13 protein-coding genes are annotated in these 16,541 nt (G+C 69.8%); 4 read left to right on the top strand and 9 right to left on the bottom strand.

The features are described 5' to 3' along the window. Window positions 1–10: 10 nt before the first annotated feature. The 9 genes from OG866_RS09395 to OG866_RS09355 all read right to left on the bottom strand — a co-directional run bounded on the left by OG866_RS09395 (window position 11) and on the right by OG866_RS09355 (window position 11,613). Window positions 11–793 (bottom strand): ABC transporter permease, encoded by a 783-nt coding sequence (locus OG866_RS09395; RefSeq protein ID WP_443063509.1) that lies wholly within the window; start codon window positions 791–793, stop codon window positions 11–13. A 23-nt stretch (window positions 794–816) separates the two neighbouring features. Beyond that, window positions 817–1,620: an ABC transporter permease gene (locus OG866_RS09390; protein WP_329333255.1), complete on the bottom strand. Its 804-nt coding sequence runs from the start codon at window positions 1,618–1,620 to the stop codon at window positions 817–819. Then, window positions 1,620–2,615 carry an ABC transporter ATP-binding protein gene (locus tag OG866_RS09385; RefSeq protein WP_329333254.1) on the bottom strand — a complete coding sequence of 332 codons (996 nt, stop codon included), beginning with the start codon at window positions 2,613–2,615 and terminating at the stop codon, window positions 1,620–1,622. The genes OG866_RS09390 and OG866_RS09385 overlap by 1 nt, the downstream gene beginning before the upstream one ends. Before the next feature lie 137 nt (window positions 2,616–2,752). Then, a complete protein-coding gene (locus OG866_RS09380; RefSeq protein WP_329344011.1) occupies window positions 2,753–5,626 on the bottom strand; it encodes a glycoside hydrolase family 2 TIM barrel-domain containing protein in 2,874 nt (957 codons plus the stop codon). 46 nt (window positions 5,627–5,672) lie between these two features. After that, window positions 5,673–6,560: a carbohydrate ABC transporter permease gene (locus OG866_RS09375; RefSeq protein WP_329333252.1), complete on the bottom strand. Its 888-nt coding sequence runs from the start codon at window positions 6,558–6,560 to the stop codon at window positions 5,673–5,675. Next, on the bottom strand, window positions 6,557–7,522 hold the full coding sequence (locus tag OG866_RS09370) for a carbohydrate ABC transporter permease (protein WP_329333250.1): 966 nt from the start codon (window positions 7,520–7,522) through the stop codon (window positions 6,557–6,559). Before OG866_RS09370 ends, OG866_RS09375 begins: the two co-directional genes overlap by 4 nt. Before the next feature lie 20 nt (window positions 7,523–7,542). Continuing rightward, a complete protein-coding gene (locus OG866_RS09365; protein ID WP_329333249.1) occupies window positions 7,543–8,805 on the bottom strand; it encodes an ABC transporter substrate-binding protein in 1,263 nt (420 codons plus the stop codon). Between the two features lie 207 nt (window positions 8,806–9,012). Next, window positions 9,013–10,257 carry an ROK family transcriptional regulator gene (locus tag OG866_RS09360; protein ID WP_329333248.1) on the bottom strand — a complete coding sequence of 415 codons (1,245 nt, stop codon included), beginning with the start codon at window positions 10,255–10,257 and terminating at the stop codon, window positions 9,013–9,015. A 111-nt stretch (window positions 10,258–10,368) separates the two neighbouring features. Further along, window positions 10,369–11,613 (bottom strand): D-arabinono-1,4-lactone oxidase, encoded by a 1,245-nt coding sequence (locus tag OG866_RS09355; protein WP_329333247.1) that lies wholly within the window; start codon window positions 11,611–11,613, stop codon window positions 10,369–10,371. Between the two features lie 105 nt (window positions 11,614–11,718). Here OG866_RS09355 and OG866_RS09350 point away from each other — a divergent pair, with 105 nt between their 5' ends. From OG866_RS09350 to OG866_RS09335, 4 genes are all read left to right on the top strand, one after another. Next, the gene (locus OG866_RS09350; protein ID WP_329333245.1) at window positions 11,719–12,726 is read left to right on the top strand and encodes a hydroxyacid dehydrogenase; all 1,008 of its coding nucleotides are present in this window, start codon (window positions 11,719–11,721) and stop codon (window positions 12,724–12,726) included. Window positions 12,727–12,865: 139 nt separating this feature from the next. Beyond that, a complete protein-coding gene (locus OG866_RS09345; protein ID WP_329333244.1) occupies window positions 12,866–13,309 on the top strand; it encodes a hypothetical protein in 444 nt (147 codons plus the stop codon). A gap of 136 nt (window positions 13,310–13,445) precedes the next feature. After that, window positions 13,446–14,765, top strand: coding sequence for a radical SAM protein (locus OG866_RS09340; RefSeq protein WP_329333243.1), 1,320 nt, complete (start codon window positions 13,446–13,448; stop codon window positions 14,763–14,765). 267 nt (window positions 14,766–15,032) lie between these two features. After that, a complete protein-coding gene (locus tag OG866_RS09335) occupies window positions 15,033–16,517 on the top strand; it encodes a cellulose binding domain-containing protein (RefSeq protein WP_329333242.1) in 1,485 nt (494 codons plus the stop codon). Window positions 16,518–16,541 lie beyond the last annotated feature (24 nt).

Raw genomic sequence — 16,541 nt, 5'->3', positions numbered from 1 at the left:
GGCCCCGACATCAGCCGTTGACCCCGGAGTAGTGCCTGAGGCTCCACCGCCACAGCCACCGCGCCCCCAGATACGCCAGCACCCCCAGCAACGGGGACGCCGCCGCCAGCCAGTAAGGGGCGCCGGTGTCATGGCCGTGGCCGGTCAGAACGGCGACCGGGAAGTACGCGACGAACGCGAGCGGCAGACCGTACGTCAGGAAGCCGCCCACCGCCTGGGGGAGGACGTTGAGCGGATAGCTGCCGAACGTGCCGAGGAGCTCCTCCAGCCAGTAGCTCCAGTAGTCGGCGGCCGGGAAACGCAGCGACGCGCTCGCCACCGCCGTGAAGAGGGCGGCCTCCAGGAACAGGCCGCCGATGACCGCGGCGATCAGATAGCCGATCCGGCCCGGCGTCCAGTCCAGCTCGCTGCGGCTGAGGGCGCCGATCATCAGGCCCACCGCCACCGTCAGGTCGCCGATCGCGTTGGTGGGGAAGAAGGCCAGCTGGAGCTGGCGGTGCACCGGCATCGGGCGCAGCAGATAGGTGTCGATCCTGCCTTCCTGGATCTGCCGTCCGGCGCCGTGGATCCGGCCCAGGAAGAGGACGAACAGGCCGTGCGCCAGCATCCGGGTCGCCGGGATCAGCAGGACCTCCGAGCTGTCCCAGCCGCCCATCCCGGTGAACCGGGCCAGCAGCACGGTCGCGAACACGATCACCGACACCTGCCAGATCGCGCCGATCGCGACCATCAGCAGGAACTCGGTGCGGTACTCCAGCTGGGCACGGAAGTTGAGCAGCGTGATCCGCCACATGATCCGTAGGGAATGCACCGTCCTCAGCCTCCCTGGGACATGACGCGCAGGGCGGCTCGCCGCCACAGGAACCGGGTGAACAGATGCAGCGCCACCACCCACGCGGCCTGCACGGCGAGTTGGAAGCCCGCGTCCGCCAGGGGGATACGGCCGATGTACAGCGACAGCGGCACGTTGAGCGTCGCCTGGAAGGGCAGGAACGCGCTCAGCGTCACGAACCAGTCGGGGAAGAACCACAGGGGCGCGTACACCCCGGACAGCAGGTTCTGCGCGAAGATCAGGATCAGCATCGCCGCGTTGTTGCGGACCGTCCAGAAACACAGCTGGTCGAGAACGAGCAGGACGTAGTACAGCACCAGCTGGCCGAGCAGCAGGCTGAGCACGAACACCCCGGCCGTCGCCGCCGACCTGGGCGGATCGACCACCCCCGCCGCGAGACACACCACGTATCCGGCCAGCGCCCAGGCGAACCCGTACAGCTTCTCGCCGCACGCGCGCAGGGCGTGGTAGCGCTGCGGCGGCAACGGGCGCAGGTACCAGTAGACGATCGTGCCGAAGTGCATGTGCTGGAGCACGGTGTCCCGGCCCGCGAACTGGTCCAACTCCCGCATACGGGAGGCGAGTACGGCCAGCACGGCATACGTCACCGCCTGGTCGCGGCTGATCCCGGCGGTGGTGCCGGTGTTCGCGTACAGGCCGTGCCACAGCGATGCCACCAGCACCACCTGCACGGTGAGGCGGAGCAGGACGGCGGTCATCCGGGGCGGGGTGTGCAGCTCGCCGAGCGGGGTGACGCGGGCGGCGCGCCAGGCGTGGAGCACGGCCATCAGGCCACCTCGGCGTCGATGTACGCGGCCCGCATCACGTCCTCGAGGTCGGCCTCGTCGATGGCGACGCCCGTCACCTCGTACCGCTCGATGACCGCCTTCAACGCCTGGTGCACGGTCGGGGAGTCGGGGCCCGAGGGCCCGAAGACCACCTCGGGGCCGTGGTGCCGCAGCACCTCGATGCCCGGCAGCGCCCGGACGTCGGTGTGCGCGTCGGCGAGCGTCGCCCGCACCTGCCAGGTCGAGCCGAACCTGCGGCGGATCTCGTCGAGGGTGCCGTCGAGGACGAGCCGCCCGTGGTTGACCAGGACGACCCGCTCGGCCAGCCGCTCGACCTCGGTCATGTCATGGGTGGTGAGCAGGACCGTACGGCCGCGCTCGGTCACCTGGTGGCGCAGGAACTCCCGCACCTGCTCCTTCACGACCACGTCCATGCCGATGGTGGGCTCGTCGAGGAAGACGACCGGCGGATCGTGCAGCAGGGCGGCGGCCAGATCGCTGCGTACCCGCTGGCCCAGGGAGAGGTGGCGCACCCGGGTGTCCCAGAAGGAGGACAGATCGAGAAGTTCGTCGAACTCCTTGAGCCGGGCGGCGTGTTCGGCCTTCGGCACGTCGTAGATGTCCCGCAGGATCGCGAACGACTCGCGCACCGGAAGGTCCCACCACAGCTGGGTGCGCTGCCCGAACACCGCGCCGATGTTACGGGCGTTGCGCTCCCGTTCCTCGTACGGGACCACGCCCGCGACCCGGGCCCGGCCGGACGTGGGGGTGAGGATGCCGGTGAGCATCTTGATGGTGGTGGACTTGCCGGCGCCGTTCGGGCCGAGCAGGGCCAGGAGTTCGCCGGGGGCGACGTCGAAGCTGATGTCGGTGACGGCGTGCTTGGCGACCCGCTCCGGGTTGACCAGGGAACGGACCGCTCCCGTGAAGCCCGGGCGGCGGACGGCGGTGTGGAAGGTGCGGGACAGCCCGCGGACCTCGATGCTGGCATCCAAGTGGCATCAACTCCTCTGGGGCACAACGAAGTTGCGGCCGACCGGCAGAAGCGCCGATCGGCCGCGGACTACACTCCGACGGTGTCGGAAAGTCGATCAATCAGTCAATCGATTAATGACCTTCTTACTCGCCGGTCTCACTGGGTGGTCGAGAACACGAACGAGAACTCCGCGGGCGCGGCAGTCAGTTGATACCGCGGCAGCGGGCCGGGACCGCACGACTGCGTACCGACGCCCTGCTGACCGTGGTCGAGGTTGACCCACACGGTGTCCCCGGCCTTGAGGTCGGTCAGGTGCGAGGCCGCCTCCAGCTGCTCGTTCGTCCAGCGGCGGGCGCTGAACGCGAACTCCGGGTCGCCCTCGATCCGCAGGCCGCCGAGCTCCGCCCAACGGACGTCGCCCCGGGCGCCGTTCTCCTGCGGACGCAGGTACGGCGTCTGGAGGCCGTCCACGGTCGATGTCCACCGGCCGACCCTCGACGCCGCCCGGGTGTCGGGGTACGCCTCGCCGGGTCCGCCGCCGAACCACGTCACCGCGTCGGCCTCGGCGAGCCCGAGCCGGACACCGAGGCGCGGCAGCGGCACCTGCCAGTCGCCCTCGGGCGCCACCGATACCGTCAGCTTCAGCCGGCTGCCGTCACAGGTCCACCGGTACACGGTGGCCAGGCCCACCTCACGGGCGGCCGGGGCCACCCGGGTCCGCACCGTCAGCGCGTCGTCGGTGAGCTCGACCGCGTCGAGGCGGTGCTGCATCCGGTGCAGGCCCAGCGTCCGCCACAGCGACGAGTACTGGATGCCCGACTTCCACTCGGTGCCCTCGTCGTTGTCCGTGGGCGCCCGCCACACATCAAGCCGCAGCCCCTCGACGGACACCCCGCCGATCGACCGCAGCGCGCCGGTGCGGGCGTCGAAGGCGGCCGGACCGAGCGTGATCCGCCGCCCGTCGCGCACGGGCCCGTCGGTGGCGGCCACGGACGGCAACGCCCGTGCGGCGCCCGGGAACTGACCCCACGCCACCTCGTGCCCGCGCTCGCCCCACGCCGTGTCGGCGGCGAGCGTCGCCCGCACGGTCCACCCGGTCTCCGAGGAGCCGGTGTGAGCGGGCGGCTCCGGCAGCTTCACCTCGGCGGACTCGCCCGGCCTCAGCGCGGGCACCGACAGTGAGCCGGACTCCACCGTCTCGCCCTCGACCTCGTACGACCAGGTGAAGGCGAGCGCCGACAGATCGGCGAAGTCGTACTTGTTCGTCACCCGTACGGTGCCGTCGGCGCCGTCGCCCTCGATGCGGACCGGCTCGATGACCTTCTTGTACTCGGCGAGCCCGGGGGAAGGGGTGCGGTCGGGGAAGATCAGGCCGTCGCAGACGAAGTTGCCGTCGTGCAGCTCCTCACCGAAGTCGCCGCCGTAGGCGTAGCCCAGCTCGGCGTGGGTGATGCCGTGGTCGATCCACTCCCAGATGAAGCCGCCCTGGATCCGGTCGTACTTCTCGAACAGCTCCTGGTAGTCGGCGATGCCGCCCGGGCCGTTGCCCATGGCGTGCCCGTACTCGCACTGGATGAAGGGGAGTCGCCGCCGCTTGAGGGTGCCGCCGTCCAGCTCCTTGCCGATCGACTCGACCTCGGCGTGGTCGGCGTACATCCGTGAATAGACGTCCGTGTCACGGCAGTTCCAGTCGCCCTCGTAGTGCACGAGACGCGAGGTGTCCCGGCCGTGGATCCACTCGGCCATGGCGGTGAGGCCGCGTCCGGTGCCGGCCTCGTTGCCCAGCGACCAGAACACGATCGAGGGGTGGTTCTTGTCGCGCTCGACCATGCGGGCGGCGCGGTCCAGGAGGGCGGGGGTCCAGCGGTCGTCGTCGACGGGGTTGTCCCGCCAGTCCTGCTCGGTGAAACCGTGGGTCTCCAGGTCGCACTCGTCGATGACCCACAGGCCGTACTCGTCGCACAGGTCCAGGAAGGCCGGGTGCGGCGGGTAGTGCGAGGTGCGGACCGCGTTGAGGTTGTGCCGCTTCATCAGCAGCACGTCCTCGCGCATGGTCGCGAGGTCGAGGGCGCGGCCCGTCTCCGGGTGCCACTCGTGCCGGTTGACGCCCTTGAAGAGGATCGCCTGCCCGTTGACCTTGATGAGGCCGTCCTCCAGGACGACCGTGCGGAAGCCGATCCGCAGGGGCACCCGCTCGCCCTCGGTGACCAGCTCACCGTCGTACAGCCTCGGCGTCTCGGCGCTCCACGGCTCGACGTGCACCGTCACCGGCTCTCCGGTCGCGACATCGATGTCCAGGGCGGGCACGAGCACCCGCCCGTCGACGTCGGAGTCGACGCGCAGGGTGCCCTCGCCGGTGCGGTGGTCGTAGTCGGCGTGCACGAAGAAGTCGAGGACGCCGCCGGCCGGGCGGTGCAGCAGGGTGACGTCCCGGAAGATGCCGGGCAGCCACCACTGGTCCTGGTCCTCCAGGTAGGAGCCGGCCGACCACTGGTGGACGCGGACCGCGAGGACGTTCCCGCGGGGCTTCAGCAGATGTCCGACCGCGAACTCGTGCGCGAGGCGCGAGCCCTTGAACTCGCCGATGTCCGTGCCGTTGAGCCAGACCCGGGCGCAGGACTCGACGCCGTCGAAGCGCAGGACGGCACCGCCCTCGTCAAGGGCGGGCCACTCCTGCGGCAGATCGAAGTACCGCAGGTGGTCGCCGGTCGGGTTCTCCGTCGGCACATGCGGCGGGTCCACCGGGAAGGGATACAGGTGGTTGGTGTAGATGGGCTTCCCGAAGGCCCCGTCGCCCTGGAGGGCCCAGTGCCCGGGGACCGTGACCTCGGCCCAGTCCCCGGCGTCGTAACCGTCCTCGGCGAACGAGTCGTCCTCGGCGTCGGCGGTCGGCGACACCCTCAGCCGCCAGCTGCCGTTCAGGGAAAGGGACGTGGCGTCCGAGGACGCGTACCAGGCGCGGGGCGGGAGGGCCCCGCTGCCGGGTGATACGTCCTCTACGTAGTCGACGTCGATGGTGCGGAAGGACATCGGTCTCCAGGTCATGTATAGCGGGGTGACGGGGGTGTCGGGGGCGTCAGCCCTTGATGCCGGTCTGCGCGATTCCCTGCACCAGCCAGCGCTGGAGGAAGAGGAACACCAGGACCAGGGGCAGGATGGAGATGGCCGTGGACATGAAGATCAGGTGGTAGTTCACGGTCTGGTTGGTCATGTACGCGGACAGCGCGACCTGGATGGTCCAGGCGCTGGGGTCCTGGCCGATGACCAGGGGCCACAGGAAGGAGTTCCAGCCGCTGATGAACGTGATCGTGGCCATCGCCGCGAAGAAGTTCAGCGAGTTGGGCACGACGACCCGCCAGTACGCCCCCCAGTACGAGAGTCCGTCCACGCGCGCCGCCTCCTCCAGCTCCTTGGGGAACCCCAGGAAGTACTGCCGGAAGAGGAAGCAGGTGAAACCACTGAACAGGCCCGGGATGATCAGACCGCGGTAGGTGTCCACCCAGCCGAGTGACGAGACCAGCACGAAGCTGGGCACGAAGGTCACGGCGGTCGGGATCATCAGGGTGACCAGGACGCCGTAGAAGACCTTGTTGGCGTGCTTGTACGGGATCCGGGCCAGACCGTAGCCCGCCAGCGAGCAGATCAGCAGGATGCCGCTGGTGTGCAGGATCGCGACGACCCACGAGTTCCACAGCGCGCGGCTGAAGTCGACGGTCTCGTCCTTGAACGGCTCGGTGAGGTTGCCCCACTGGATGTCGGTGGGGAACCACTTCCAGTTCTCGCCGGTGATCTCCGGGTCCGTCATCAGCGCGTTGCGGACGATCAGATAGAAGGGGATCAGGAAGAGCAGGGCGGCGACGCCGGTGGCGATGTAGAGGCCGGTGTTGCCGAGGACCCCTCCGCCGCGCTTCTTCTTCGCGTTCTTCGCGGGAGTCTTCGTGATGTCAGGTGCGGTGGTGGTCACTTGGCCTCCTCACCCCTTCCGAAGCCCATGATCTTGCCCTGGAACAGTGTGATGACCAGGATGAGCAGGGTCAGGATGACCGCGCCCGCGCTGCCCTGGCCGTAGTCCTGGTTCTCGCCCAGTGCCGTCTTGTACAGCTCGACGAGCGGCGGCTGGCCCCAGGTCGCCTTGCTCAGCAGGTTCCAGAACTCGTCGAAGGCCTGGTAGGCGGCGATCAGCAGCAGCAGGATCACCGCGGTGGAGGTGGCGCGCAGCTGGGGCAGCGTGATGTAGCGGAAGGTCTGCCAGCCGGGCTTGGCGCCGTCGATGGCCGCGGCCTCGTACAGCTCGGCCGGGATGTTCTGAAGCGCGGCCAGGAACAGGATCATGTAGAAGCCGGCCTGCAACCACAGCCGCAGCGTCACGATGACCAGCCAGTACCAGGGCGGGTCGGGGTTGGCGAGCCAGGCGACGTTCTCGAAGCCGAACCAGCCGATGACGGTGTTCGCCATACCGAAGCGGACGCCGTTGAAGATGGACATCTTCCAGATCAGCGCGGCGGCCACGTAGGACACGGCGGTCGGCAGGAAGAACACCGACCGGAAGAACGCCTTCATGAACCGGATGCGGTGCACCAGCAGCGCCAGGCCCAGCGAGAGTGCCCAGGTGGTGGGCACGATGAACGCGGCGAAGACGGTGAAGGTGACCAGGGCCCCGGTGAAGTCGGGGTTGTCGAGGATCGCCCGGTAGTTGTCGAAGCCGATGAAGCTGCTCGGCGAGACGGTGAAGCGGGCCTCGAAGAAGCTGAGGTAGATGCTCCAGCCCATCGGCACGAACACGAAGACGATCAGGCCGATGAGGAAGGGACTGGTGAAGAGCCAGAAGTTGAGTGTGGCGTTGGCCCGCAGGCCCCGCCGCGGCCGCGCCTTCTCAGGCTTGGCCGGGGCGGGGTTCGCGAGGTCGATCTCGGTGGTGGTCGACATGTCGGGGTCCGTCCGCCGGTCTATCCGAAGAGCTTCTTGAGCTCGGCGTTGACCTTCTTGTCACAGGCGTCCAGCGCGGCCTCCGGACTGCCGCCCTTGCGCACCGAGTTGGCGATCACGTCGTTCACCGAGGCGATCATGGCCTGCGTCCAGCCGATGTTGTCGAAGTGGCCGTACTCGCTGAAGAGCTTGACGCCCTCGGCCGGCAGACCCGACTTGAGCTTGGAGGCCGACTGCGCGATGGAGGTGCGCGGCGGGATGTGGAAGCCGTAGGAGAGCGCCCAGTCCTCCTGGTACTCCTTCTGGTCGATCCACAGCCACTTGACGTACTCCTTGGCCGCGTCGACGTTGTCGCCCTTGGCGTTGACGAACATCGACCAGCCGCCGTTGGTGACCGAGAACTTGCCGGCGGAGCCGACCTTCGGGAACGGGAAGATGCCGACGTCGTCGCCGAGCGCCTTCTGGATGACCGGCATGGCCCACATGCCGCACCACTGGATCGCGGTCAGGCCCTGCGTGAAGGCGGACGGGTCCCACCAGTCGGCGGGGGCGTCGAGCAGCAGGTTGCCGCTGGTGAACAGCTTGCGCAGCTGGCCGAGGCCCTCCGCCACCGCGTCCGTGTGATAGGCGATCTCGTTCTTGGCGTTCAGGGTGTCCGCGCCGGCCGACCAGATCAGCGGGTTCTGGACGGGCGTGATGTCGTTGCCGAGGAAGGCGCCCTTGACCTTGTCGGTCGTCAGCTTGTTGACGGCCTCGATCAGCTCCTCCAGCGTCTGGGGGACCTCGACCTTGGCCTTCTCGAACAGCGAGGGGCGGTAGTAGAAGAACTGCGGGTCGTCGATCATCCGGACGCCGTATATCTTCCCGTCGACCGTGTGGGAGGCGATGTCGGCCGGGTTGAAGTCGTCCTTGACCGGATTGATGATGTCGGACAGGTCGGCGACCTGGCCGCTCGTCACCAGCTGAAGCTGCGGGTGGAACTCGAAGACGTCGGGCGCGTTCTTGGTGAGCAGGGCCGGGAACAGCTTGTTCTCGAAGTTGCTGCCGGTGATCCACTGGGTCGTGACGTTGGCGTCCTTGTAGGCCTTGGCGTAGCGCTTGATGGCCTGCTCGGTGCCCGCCTCGCCGTACGCGTGGAAGTACTGCGTGAGGCTGTCGCCCGAACCCCCGCCGCTACGGCCGTTGTTGCTGCCGCAGGCCGCCAGCGTGCCGGCGGCGGCCATGCCCGCCGCGGCCCGGAAGAGGGACCGGCGGGACCAGTTGTTGTTGCTCAATGCCGACATGCTGACGTCCTTGTCTCGAGTACGGCTGCGGCTCAGCGCCAATGGCTCAAAAGGAGTTGCGGTGCGGGACGTTAACCTTCGGCTAAGGCTTCGGCAAGGGGTTGGACGAAGCCTGTTCGAAGCGTTGCGTGACGTTCGGGATACCGGACGTCACTGGGTGCGGACCGCCGTCCCGGCGGCCCGCGGTCCCCTTTCCGGGGTGCGGAGTTACTGTCGGTGCTGTGCTTTGGCTCGCGCCGGAGCGGAGCGTTTGGGCTGCCTCTGCCCGACCGACTGAAGTGCCCCTTCGAGCGCGAACGTCGCCGCGCCCAGGCACACCGGGTCGGTGGGGATCGGGGAGAGGACGATCTCGGTGGCGGCGTTCGGCCGCGGCAGCGCGTGCCGGGCGACGGCCTCGCGCACCTCCGCGACCAGGGGCTCGCCCAGGGCGGCCGCGACCCAGCTGCTGAGCACGACCACCTCGGGGTTGAACAGATTGACCAGGTCGGCGATGCCGGCGCCGAGATAACGGACCGTGTCGCGGACCACCTTGACCGCCACCGGGTCCCGCTCGGCCAGCCCCCGGGCCAGCGCGGCGATCGTCGCCGTCTGGTCCTCCGGGTGCAGCAGCGCACTGCCGGCGCTGGACTCGCGCAGGGTCAGCATGATCCCGGACGCGCCGACATACGCCTCCACGCACCCGTTCTTGCCGCAGCGGCACAGCCGGCCGTCCAGCACGATCGTCGTGTGGCCCCACTCGCCGGCGCTGTTGCTGACGCCCCGGTGCAGTCCGCCGCCGAGGATCAGCCCGGAGCCCACACCGGTCCCGAGGTTGATCACCACGGCGTCCCCGCGCCCACGCGCCGCCCCGAACCACAGCTCGGCCACCGCCGAGGCGCGCAGCGGGTTGTCCAGATAGAGGGGGTAGGCGATGTGCTCGGTCAGCAGGTCGAGCAAGGGCACGTCGTGCCAGTCCCAGTTGGGCGCGTACTCCGAGATGCCGGTGGCCCGGTCCACCTGGCCCGGCACGCTCACCCCGACACCCAGGACCCGCGCCCCCTCGATCCCGGCCTGCGCGACCACCGAGCCGACGACCGCGGCCACATGCCCGACCACCTGCTCGGGCCGGCTCTCGCTCGGCCGGACGTCCTCCTCGGCCCGGGCCAGCACGTTCAGCCCGAGGTCGAACAGCTCGACATGGACGTATGTCTCCGCGATGTCGACGCCGATCAACGCGCCCCCCGACGCGTTGACCGCGACGAGACCCCGGGGGCGGCCGCCCGCCGAGTCCTCGAACCCGACCTCCGTGATCATGCGGAGGTCCAGCAGCTCACCGACGAGCGTGGCGACCGTGGCGAGGCTGAGCCCGGTGGCGGCCGCCAGCTCCTGCCGGGAGGTGGGCGACTCGGCGATGATCTGGCGCAGTACCTCGTAGCGGTTCGCGGTGCGGATGTCACGTGAGGTGCGCTTCACCGGGCGGCCTGTCCTTTCGGCTCGTGCCGGGACGACGACGGCTCCGGCGCGCCGCAAGGCTATGACCGTCGAGGGCTTTCGACAAGGGGTTAGGAAAGGGGCTTTATAAAGTCAGTCGGCGAGTACGTCCCGCACGAAGCCATTGGCGAATTTACCGCTCGGATCGAGGTCGCGCGCAAGCGCCCGGAAGTCGTCGAGCCGCGGATAGCGCTCGCGCAGGGCCGCGCCCGGCGTGGTGAACACCTTCCCCCAGTGCGGTCGCGCCTCGAATCCGTCGAGCGCCTCCTCCAGCCGCCGTGCGACGGGCAGGACGGCGGCGGTGTCCTCGATCCAGGTGAAGTGCAGGGCCACGGTGTCCCGCCCGTACGCCGGGCTCAGCCACTGCTCGTCGGCGGCGACCGTGCGCACCTCACAGGTCTGGAGCACCCCGGCGACCGTCTCCCGGACACCGTCCACCGCGCGCAGCGCCTCGACGGCGTACCGGCGCGGCAGCAGGTACTCCGACTGGAGCTCCGCCCCGCTGCTCGGGGTGAACTCGGCCCGGAAGTGCGGCAGTCGCTCGTGCCAGGGGCCCGGCACCCCGAACTGCTCGGTGCAGTTGACCGCGGGCATCCCCGGCACCGGGTGCAGCTTCTCGGTGGCGGGCGCGGCCCAGGGGAAGGCGGCGAGCGGCTGGTCCGTGCGCCGCTTGAGCCACACCTGCCGGAAGCCGGGCTCGCGCCAGTCGGTGAAGAGGCTGACGCTGTACGCCGCCGCCATCACCGTCTCGAAATCCAGGTTCTCCAACGGGAGTTCGGTGAACAGATGCTGCTCGACGTCGTACGACGGCTCCAGGTCCAGGGTGAGCGCGGTCACGACCCCGAGCGCGCCCAGCGAGGTCACCGCACCGGCGAACCGAGCGTCGCCCCGACCGATCGTGACCGTCGACCCGTCGGCCACGACCAGCTCCACCTCACGCACCGCGCTCGCCAGCGGACCGTTGCCCACACCCGAGCCGTGCGTCCCGGTCGCGACCGACCCGGCGACCGAAATGTGCGGCAGGGACGCCATGTTGGGCAGCGCGAGCCCGTGCGCGTAGACGATGCGGGCCAGTTCCGCGTACCGCACGCCGCCTCCCACCCGCACGGTCCGCGCCGCCGAGTCCACGTCGATCACCGGCGGGAACCCGGCGATCGACAGCAGCACCCCCTCGGCGCCCGGCTCGGCGATCTCGTTGAAGGAGTGCCCGCTGCCCAGCACCCGCACCCGCCCGCTCCCGGCCACCAGTGCCGCGAGCGCGTCGAGCGAGTACGGCCGGTGCAGCTCCTTCGCGGTGTAGGTGATGTTGCCCGCCCAGTTGGTGACCGTCTCCGTCATACCTGCCGTCCTCCACATGAGTGCGTGTGCATTGACCCTCTCATTCGCCGCCGCCTACGTTGGAAACCGTTTGCTATCCAAGACGCCCAGCGGGAAGGCCCTTCGTTGTCCGAGCGCCCCCAGGCCCTGTTCGCCATGACCGCCGCCAACCTCCCGCTCGTCTTCCCGCCCGACGTGCTGGCGCGGCTGCGGGAGTCGGTGGACATCGACGCGGAGCTGATCGCCGAGGACTTCACCGACCCCGGCGTCCGGCGGGTGCTGGCCCGCACCGAGATCCTCGTCACCGGCTGGGGCTGCCCCCGCCTGGACGCGGCCGTCCTGGACGCGGCCCCCGAACTCCGGGCCGTCCTGCACTCGGCGGGCTCGGTGAAGGGCTTCGCGACCCCCGAGGTCTGGCGGCGCGGCCTCACCGTCTCCTCGGCGGCCGTCGCCAACGCGTTGCCGGTCGCCGAGTACACCCTCGCCATGATCCTCCTCGCCGGGAAGGATCTCCTCACCGCCCGGGAACGCCTGCGCGGCACCCGCGCCCACCCCGGCTGGGGAGTCGTCCCCGGCATCGGCAACCTGGGCCGCCGCGTCGGCGTCATCGGCGCCTCCCGCATCGGCCGCCGGGTCCTGGAACTGCTGCGCCCCTTCGAGCTGCGTCCCGCCCTCGCCGACCCGTACGTCGACGCGGCCCGGGCGGCCGAACTGGGCGTACCCCTGCTGGAGCTGGACGACCTCCTGCGCACCTCGGACATCGTCACGATCCACGCCCCCGAGACCCCGGAGACGCATCACCTCGTCGGCCGCCGCGAGCTGGCCCTGATGCCCGACGGGGCCACCCTGATCAACACCGCGCGCGGCGGCCTCGTCGACCACGACGCGCTGATCGCCGAACTGCGCACCGGCCGCCTCCACGCGATCCTCGACGTCACCGACCCCGAGCCGCTCCCCGCCGACTCCCCGCTCTACGACCTCCCCAACGCGTTCGTCACCCCGCACCTCGCCGGCTCCCAGGGCAACGAGCTGGCCCGCCTGGGCGCGACGGTGGCTCAGGAGGCGGCGCGGCTGGGGCGGGGTGAGGGGGCGGCGTATCCGGTGGAGTGGGCGGCGTTGGAGCACGAGGCCTGAGTCGTGCAAGTGGCTTGAGTGGCGCAAGTGGCGACCCGTTGCCGACAGGCGCAGGCTGGACGGAGGGGGAAGACCGGTGGGCGGGGCATGCGGGGGACGTGCCGAGCACTTCGCCCGCTGAACGAGAAGGAAGCCTGCTATGACCACTGTCTTTCTCAGGTGTCGAGGGGAGCTTCCGGGCAACCGTTTCCTCGACGGACACACGCAGGACGGAACCGTGGGCCTCGCGCCCAACACCGGGGCCCCCTTCAGCGGCACCCGGTGGGACATGCGGAAGATCCAGGGAACACAGGACGAGTTCGTCTTCCGCTGCCTGGGAGACGTGGAGGGCAACAGGTTCCTCGACGGTCACACCCAGGACGGAACCGTGGGCCTCGCGCCCGACACCAGCGCGCCGTTCACGGGCACCAGGTGGAAGGCCACCAAGAGCAGCGACAACATCACCACCATCAAGTGCCTGGGAGACATCGAGGGCAACAGGTTCCTCGACGGTCACACCCAGGACGGAACGGTGGGCCTCGCGCCCGGCGTCCAGCCCCCGTTCAGCGGCACCAGGTGGGCCGTCGAGGTGCCGATCGACTAGGAGACCGGCCCCGTGTCGGCCGCCGAAACCCCCGTATCAGAACATATCGCTCGGCGCGAGGGGACCCGGTACGCGTGACGGGCGGGCGGGGGCATACCGTGAGGAGTTGAACGCCTGACCCGGGAGGAGATGACGGATGGGCAGCCGTACCGCGCTGGTCGAAGATCTGATGGAGAGGTTCCCGCATGTACCGCGGGAGGCCGTCTTCAAGGAGGATCTGCTCCGGGGCGGGGTGGCCTTCGACCCTTCCGCCCTCAGCGACAACGAGGGCGGTGAGGTCAAGCCGAAGTCGTACTTCATCTTCTCCTTCGACCACGGCACCCTCCCCGAACTCGGCGAGGCCGCGCTGCGCCGCCCGCCGGAGGAGATCATCCTCACCGGCGGGCCGTACGACCTGCGCCGCACCGTCGTCTCCGTGCGGGTGAACCCGGCCTCGCCGTACCGCGTCGCCGCCGACGACGAGGGCGTGCTCGGCCTCTACCTCGACGGCAAGCGGATCGCCGACGTCGGCGTGCCCCCGATGCCGGAGTACTACAAGCACAAGCTCGCCAACGGGAAGTCCGTGATGGAGGTCGCCCCGACCATCCAGTGGGGCTACCTCATCTATCTCACGGTCTTCCGGGTGTGCCAGTACTTCGGCGCCAAGGAGGAGTGCCAGTACTGCGACATCAACCACAACTGGCGCCAGCACAAGGCGGCGGGCCGGCCGTACACGGGCGTGAAGGACGTCGAGGAGGTCCTCGAAGCCCTGGAGATCATCGACCGGTACGACACCCAGAAGGCGTCCACCGCCTACACCCTCACCGGCGGCGCGATCACCAAGACCGTCTCCGGGCGCGACGAGGCCGACTTCTACGGCCACTACGCCAAGGCCATCGAGGAGCGCTTCCCGGGCCGCTGGATCGGCAAGGTCGTCGCCCAGGCGCTGCCCAGGGACGACGTGCAGCGGTTCAAGGACTACGGCGTGCAGATCTACCACCCCAATTACGAGGTGTGGGACGAGTACCTGTTCAAGATGTACTGCCCGGGCAAGGAGCGCTACGTCGGCCGCGACGAGTGGCACAAGCGCATCCTCGACTCGGCGGAGATCTTCGGCGCGCGCAACGTGATCCCCAACTTCGTCGCCGGTGTGGAGATGGCCGAGCCCTTCGGCTTCAAGACGGTCGACGAGGCGATCGCGTCGACCACGGAGGGCCTGCGCTTCTTCATGTCGCAGGGCATCACGCCCCGCTTCACCACCTGGTGCCCCGAGCCGACGACCCCCCTCGGCAAGGCCAACCCGCAGGGTGCGCCGCTGGAGTACCACATCCGGCTGCTCCAGGCCTATCGCCAGACGATGGAGGAGTTCGGCCTCTCCTCGCCCCCCGGCTACGGCGAGCCCGGCGCCGGCCGCGCGGTCTTCTCCGTGAGCTCCTTCATGGACAGTCTGCCGGCGCAGGAGCCCGTCGAGGCGTAATCGGCTCCAGAGACATCGAGAAGGCCCGGATCGAGACGTCCGGGCCTTCTCTGCGTATGTATCCAGAAGCGACACCAGAAGGAACAGGCGCAACAGGCACAACAAGGGCAACGCGGCGTGGGCGCCCTCCAACTCCCGGTAACCAGATATGAATAGCCCGCTTGTCAGTTGTGTGGAGCCCGTGAAAAGCTCGTGCACTGTCGCGAGGTTCCCCACAACTCCGTTGCCAATAAGGTGAGTTGACCTCGCTCTGGATGCAGGAGACCGATGCCCGACCTGCCGACCCCCCAAGACGCCACCGAGGCCGCGCTGTTCTCGGAGTGCTGGGACGCGGTCCTCTCCTATGCCGACCTGTGCACGTCCGGGTCCGCCGCGGCGAACCAGCTGGCCGCGGAGGCCTTCGCGCTCGGCATGCGCGAGGCCAGGTCCGCCGACACCGGCCCGGGCCGCGGCGCCGGCCGGCGAGCGCCCCGGCTGCCCGTGATCCCGCTGCTGCTGACCGCCGTACGGACCACCGCGGCCGGCTGGGAGTCCGACGGCCAGGGCCACAAACTCGACCCCGATCTGCGGCTGTGGCTCAACTCGGACAAGGCCGAACGCTACACCGGCCCGCCGTTGCAGCGCCCGCTCGCCCTGCGCGGCCTGCGCGACATGCAGGAACACGACGCGGACCTGCTCTGGCTGGCCGAGGTGGAGGCGCTGCCGCTGCCCGTGGTGGCCCGTCGGCTCGGCCTCGACCCGGCCAACGTGTCCGAGGAACTCGCCCAGGTGCGCGGCCTGTTCAGGGACCGCAGCCACCGCAACCACCTCGACACCCCGATGGCGGCGCAGTGCCGCAGCTACGCCCGCCTCCTCGACGCGGTCACCCGCTCCTCCGGCGCCGGCACCCCCGAGGACCTCTCCCGTCACCTCGCCACCTGCGTCCAGTGCGCGGAGGCCGCGGCCTGTCTGCGGCTGCACGGAGGCGGGCTGCCCGCGGCGCTCGCGGGCGGGGTGATCGGCTGGGGCGGCCTCGCCTATCTGGAGCGCCGCCGCCGGGCCGCCGAGGTGCGGCTGGGCGCCGGACGCCCGGAGTCGGCCGACGCCGGGCCGCCGAACCCGGGCGCGCACAAGGCGCGCGTGGTGCGCAACGGCCTCCTCGTCACCGCCGTACTGGTGTCGCTGCTGGCGCTCGGCGTCTCGATGATGCCGTTCGGCAACGGCGGCATGGACGACGGCTCCGCGAGCCCCGGCGACTCCGCCGACCGCCAGCCGGTCGCGGCCGACCCCGGCACCACGCCGCCCTCCGCCACCACGAGCCCGTCGGGCTCGCCGACCCCCACCGCGAGCGACACCCAGGGCTCGCCCACCCGGGAGAACCCCGACCCCGAACCCCAGGGCACCACGTCCTCCGCCGCCCACGACGACGGCAAACCGGCCCCCGCCCCGACCGGACCGGCCGCCTGCACCTACGCGTACACCCTCGTCAACCAGTGGCCCGACGGCTTCCAGGCCACCATCACCGTCACCACCGGCCAGGCCCTCGACGACTGGCGGGTCGCCTGGACCTTCAAGGACGGCCAGAAGGTCGGCCAGATGTGGGACGCGAACTTCAGCCAGAGCGGCTCCCGCGTCTCCGCCACCGCCGCCGACTACAACAAGACCGTCGCGGCGGGCGACAGCCTCGCCTTCGGCTTCCTCGCCTCCTGGCAGGGGACGAACGCGCCGGGGTACGACGTCACGCTGAACGGGCGGCCCTGCACCAAGTCCTGATGGACGCGCCTGATTAATTCGGTT

This window comes from Streptomyces sp. NBC_00663 (assembly GCF_036226885.1).
In the GTDB taxonomy this organism is placed as follows: Bacteria; Actinomycetota; Actinomycetes; order Streptomycetales; family Streptomycetaceae; genus Streptomyces.
The sequence above is the reverse complement of the archived record's forward strand: the minus strand, read 5'-3'. Positions and strand labels throughout refer to the sequence as shown.

Bases quoted from the DNA above. Each gene is read 5' to 3' on its own strand.
- OG866_RS09395 (WP_443063509.1), bottom strand. From the start codon at position 793: ATGTGGCGGATCACGCTGCTCAACTTCCGTGCCCAGCTGGAGTACCGC.
- OG866_RS09390 (WP_329333255.1), bottom strand. From the start codon at position 1,620: ATGGCCGTGCTCCACGCCTGGCGCGCCGCCCGCGTCACCCCGCTCGGC.
- OG866_RS09380 (WP_329344011.1), bottom strand. From the start codon at position 5,626: ATGTCCTTCCGCACCATCGACGTCGACTACGTAGAGGACGTATCACCC.
- OG866_RS09370 (WP_329333250.1), bottom strand. From the start codon at position 7,522: ATGTCGACCACCACCGAGATCGACCTCGCGAACCCCGCCCCGGCCAAG.
- OG866_RS09365 (WP_329333249.1), bottom strand. From the start codon at position 8,805: ATGTCGGCATTGAGCAACAACAACTGGTCCCGCCGGTCCCTCTTCCGG.
- OG866_RS09355 (WP_329333247.1), bottom strand. From the start codon at position 11,613: ATGACGGAGACGGTCACCAACTGGGCGGGCAACATCACCTACACCGCG.
- OG866_RS09345 (WP_329333244.1), top strand. From the start codon at position 12,866: ATGACCACTGTCTTTCTCAGGTGTCGAGGGGAGCTTCCGGGCAACCGT.
- OG866_RS09340 (WP_329333243.1), top strand. From the start codon at position 13,446: ATGGGCAGCCGTACCGCGCTGGTCGAAGATCTGATGGAGAGGTTCCCG.
- OG866_RS09335 (WP_329333242.1), top strand. From the start codon at position 15,033: ATGCCCGACCTGCCGACCCCCCAAGACGCCACCGAGGCCGCGCTGTTC.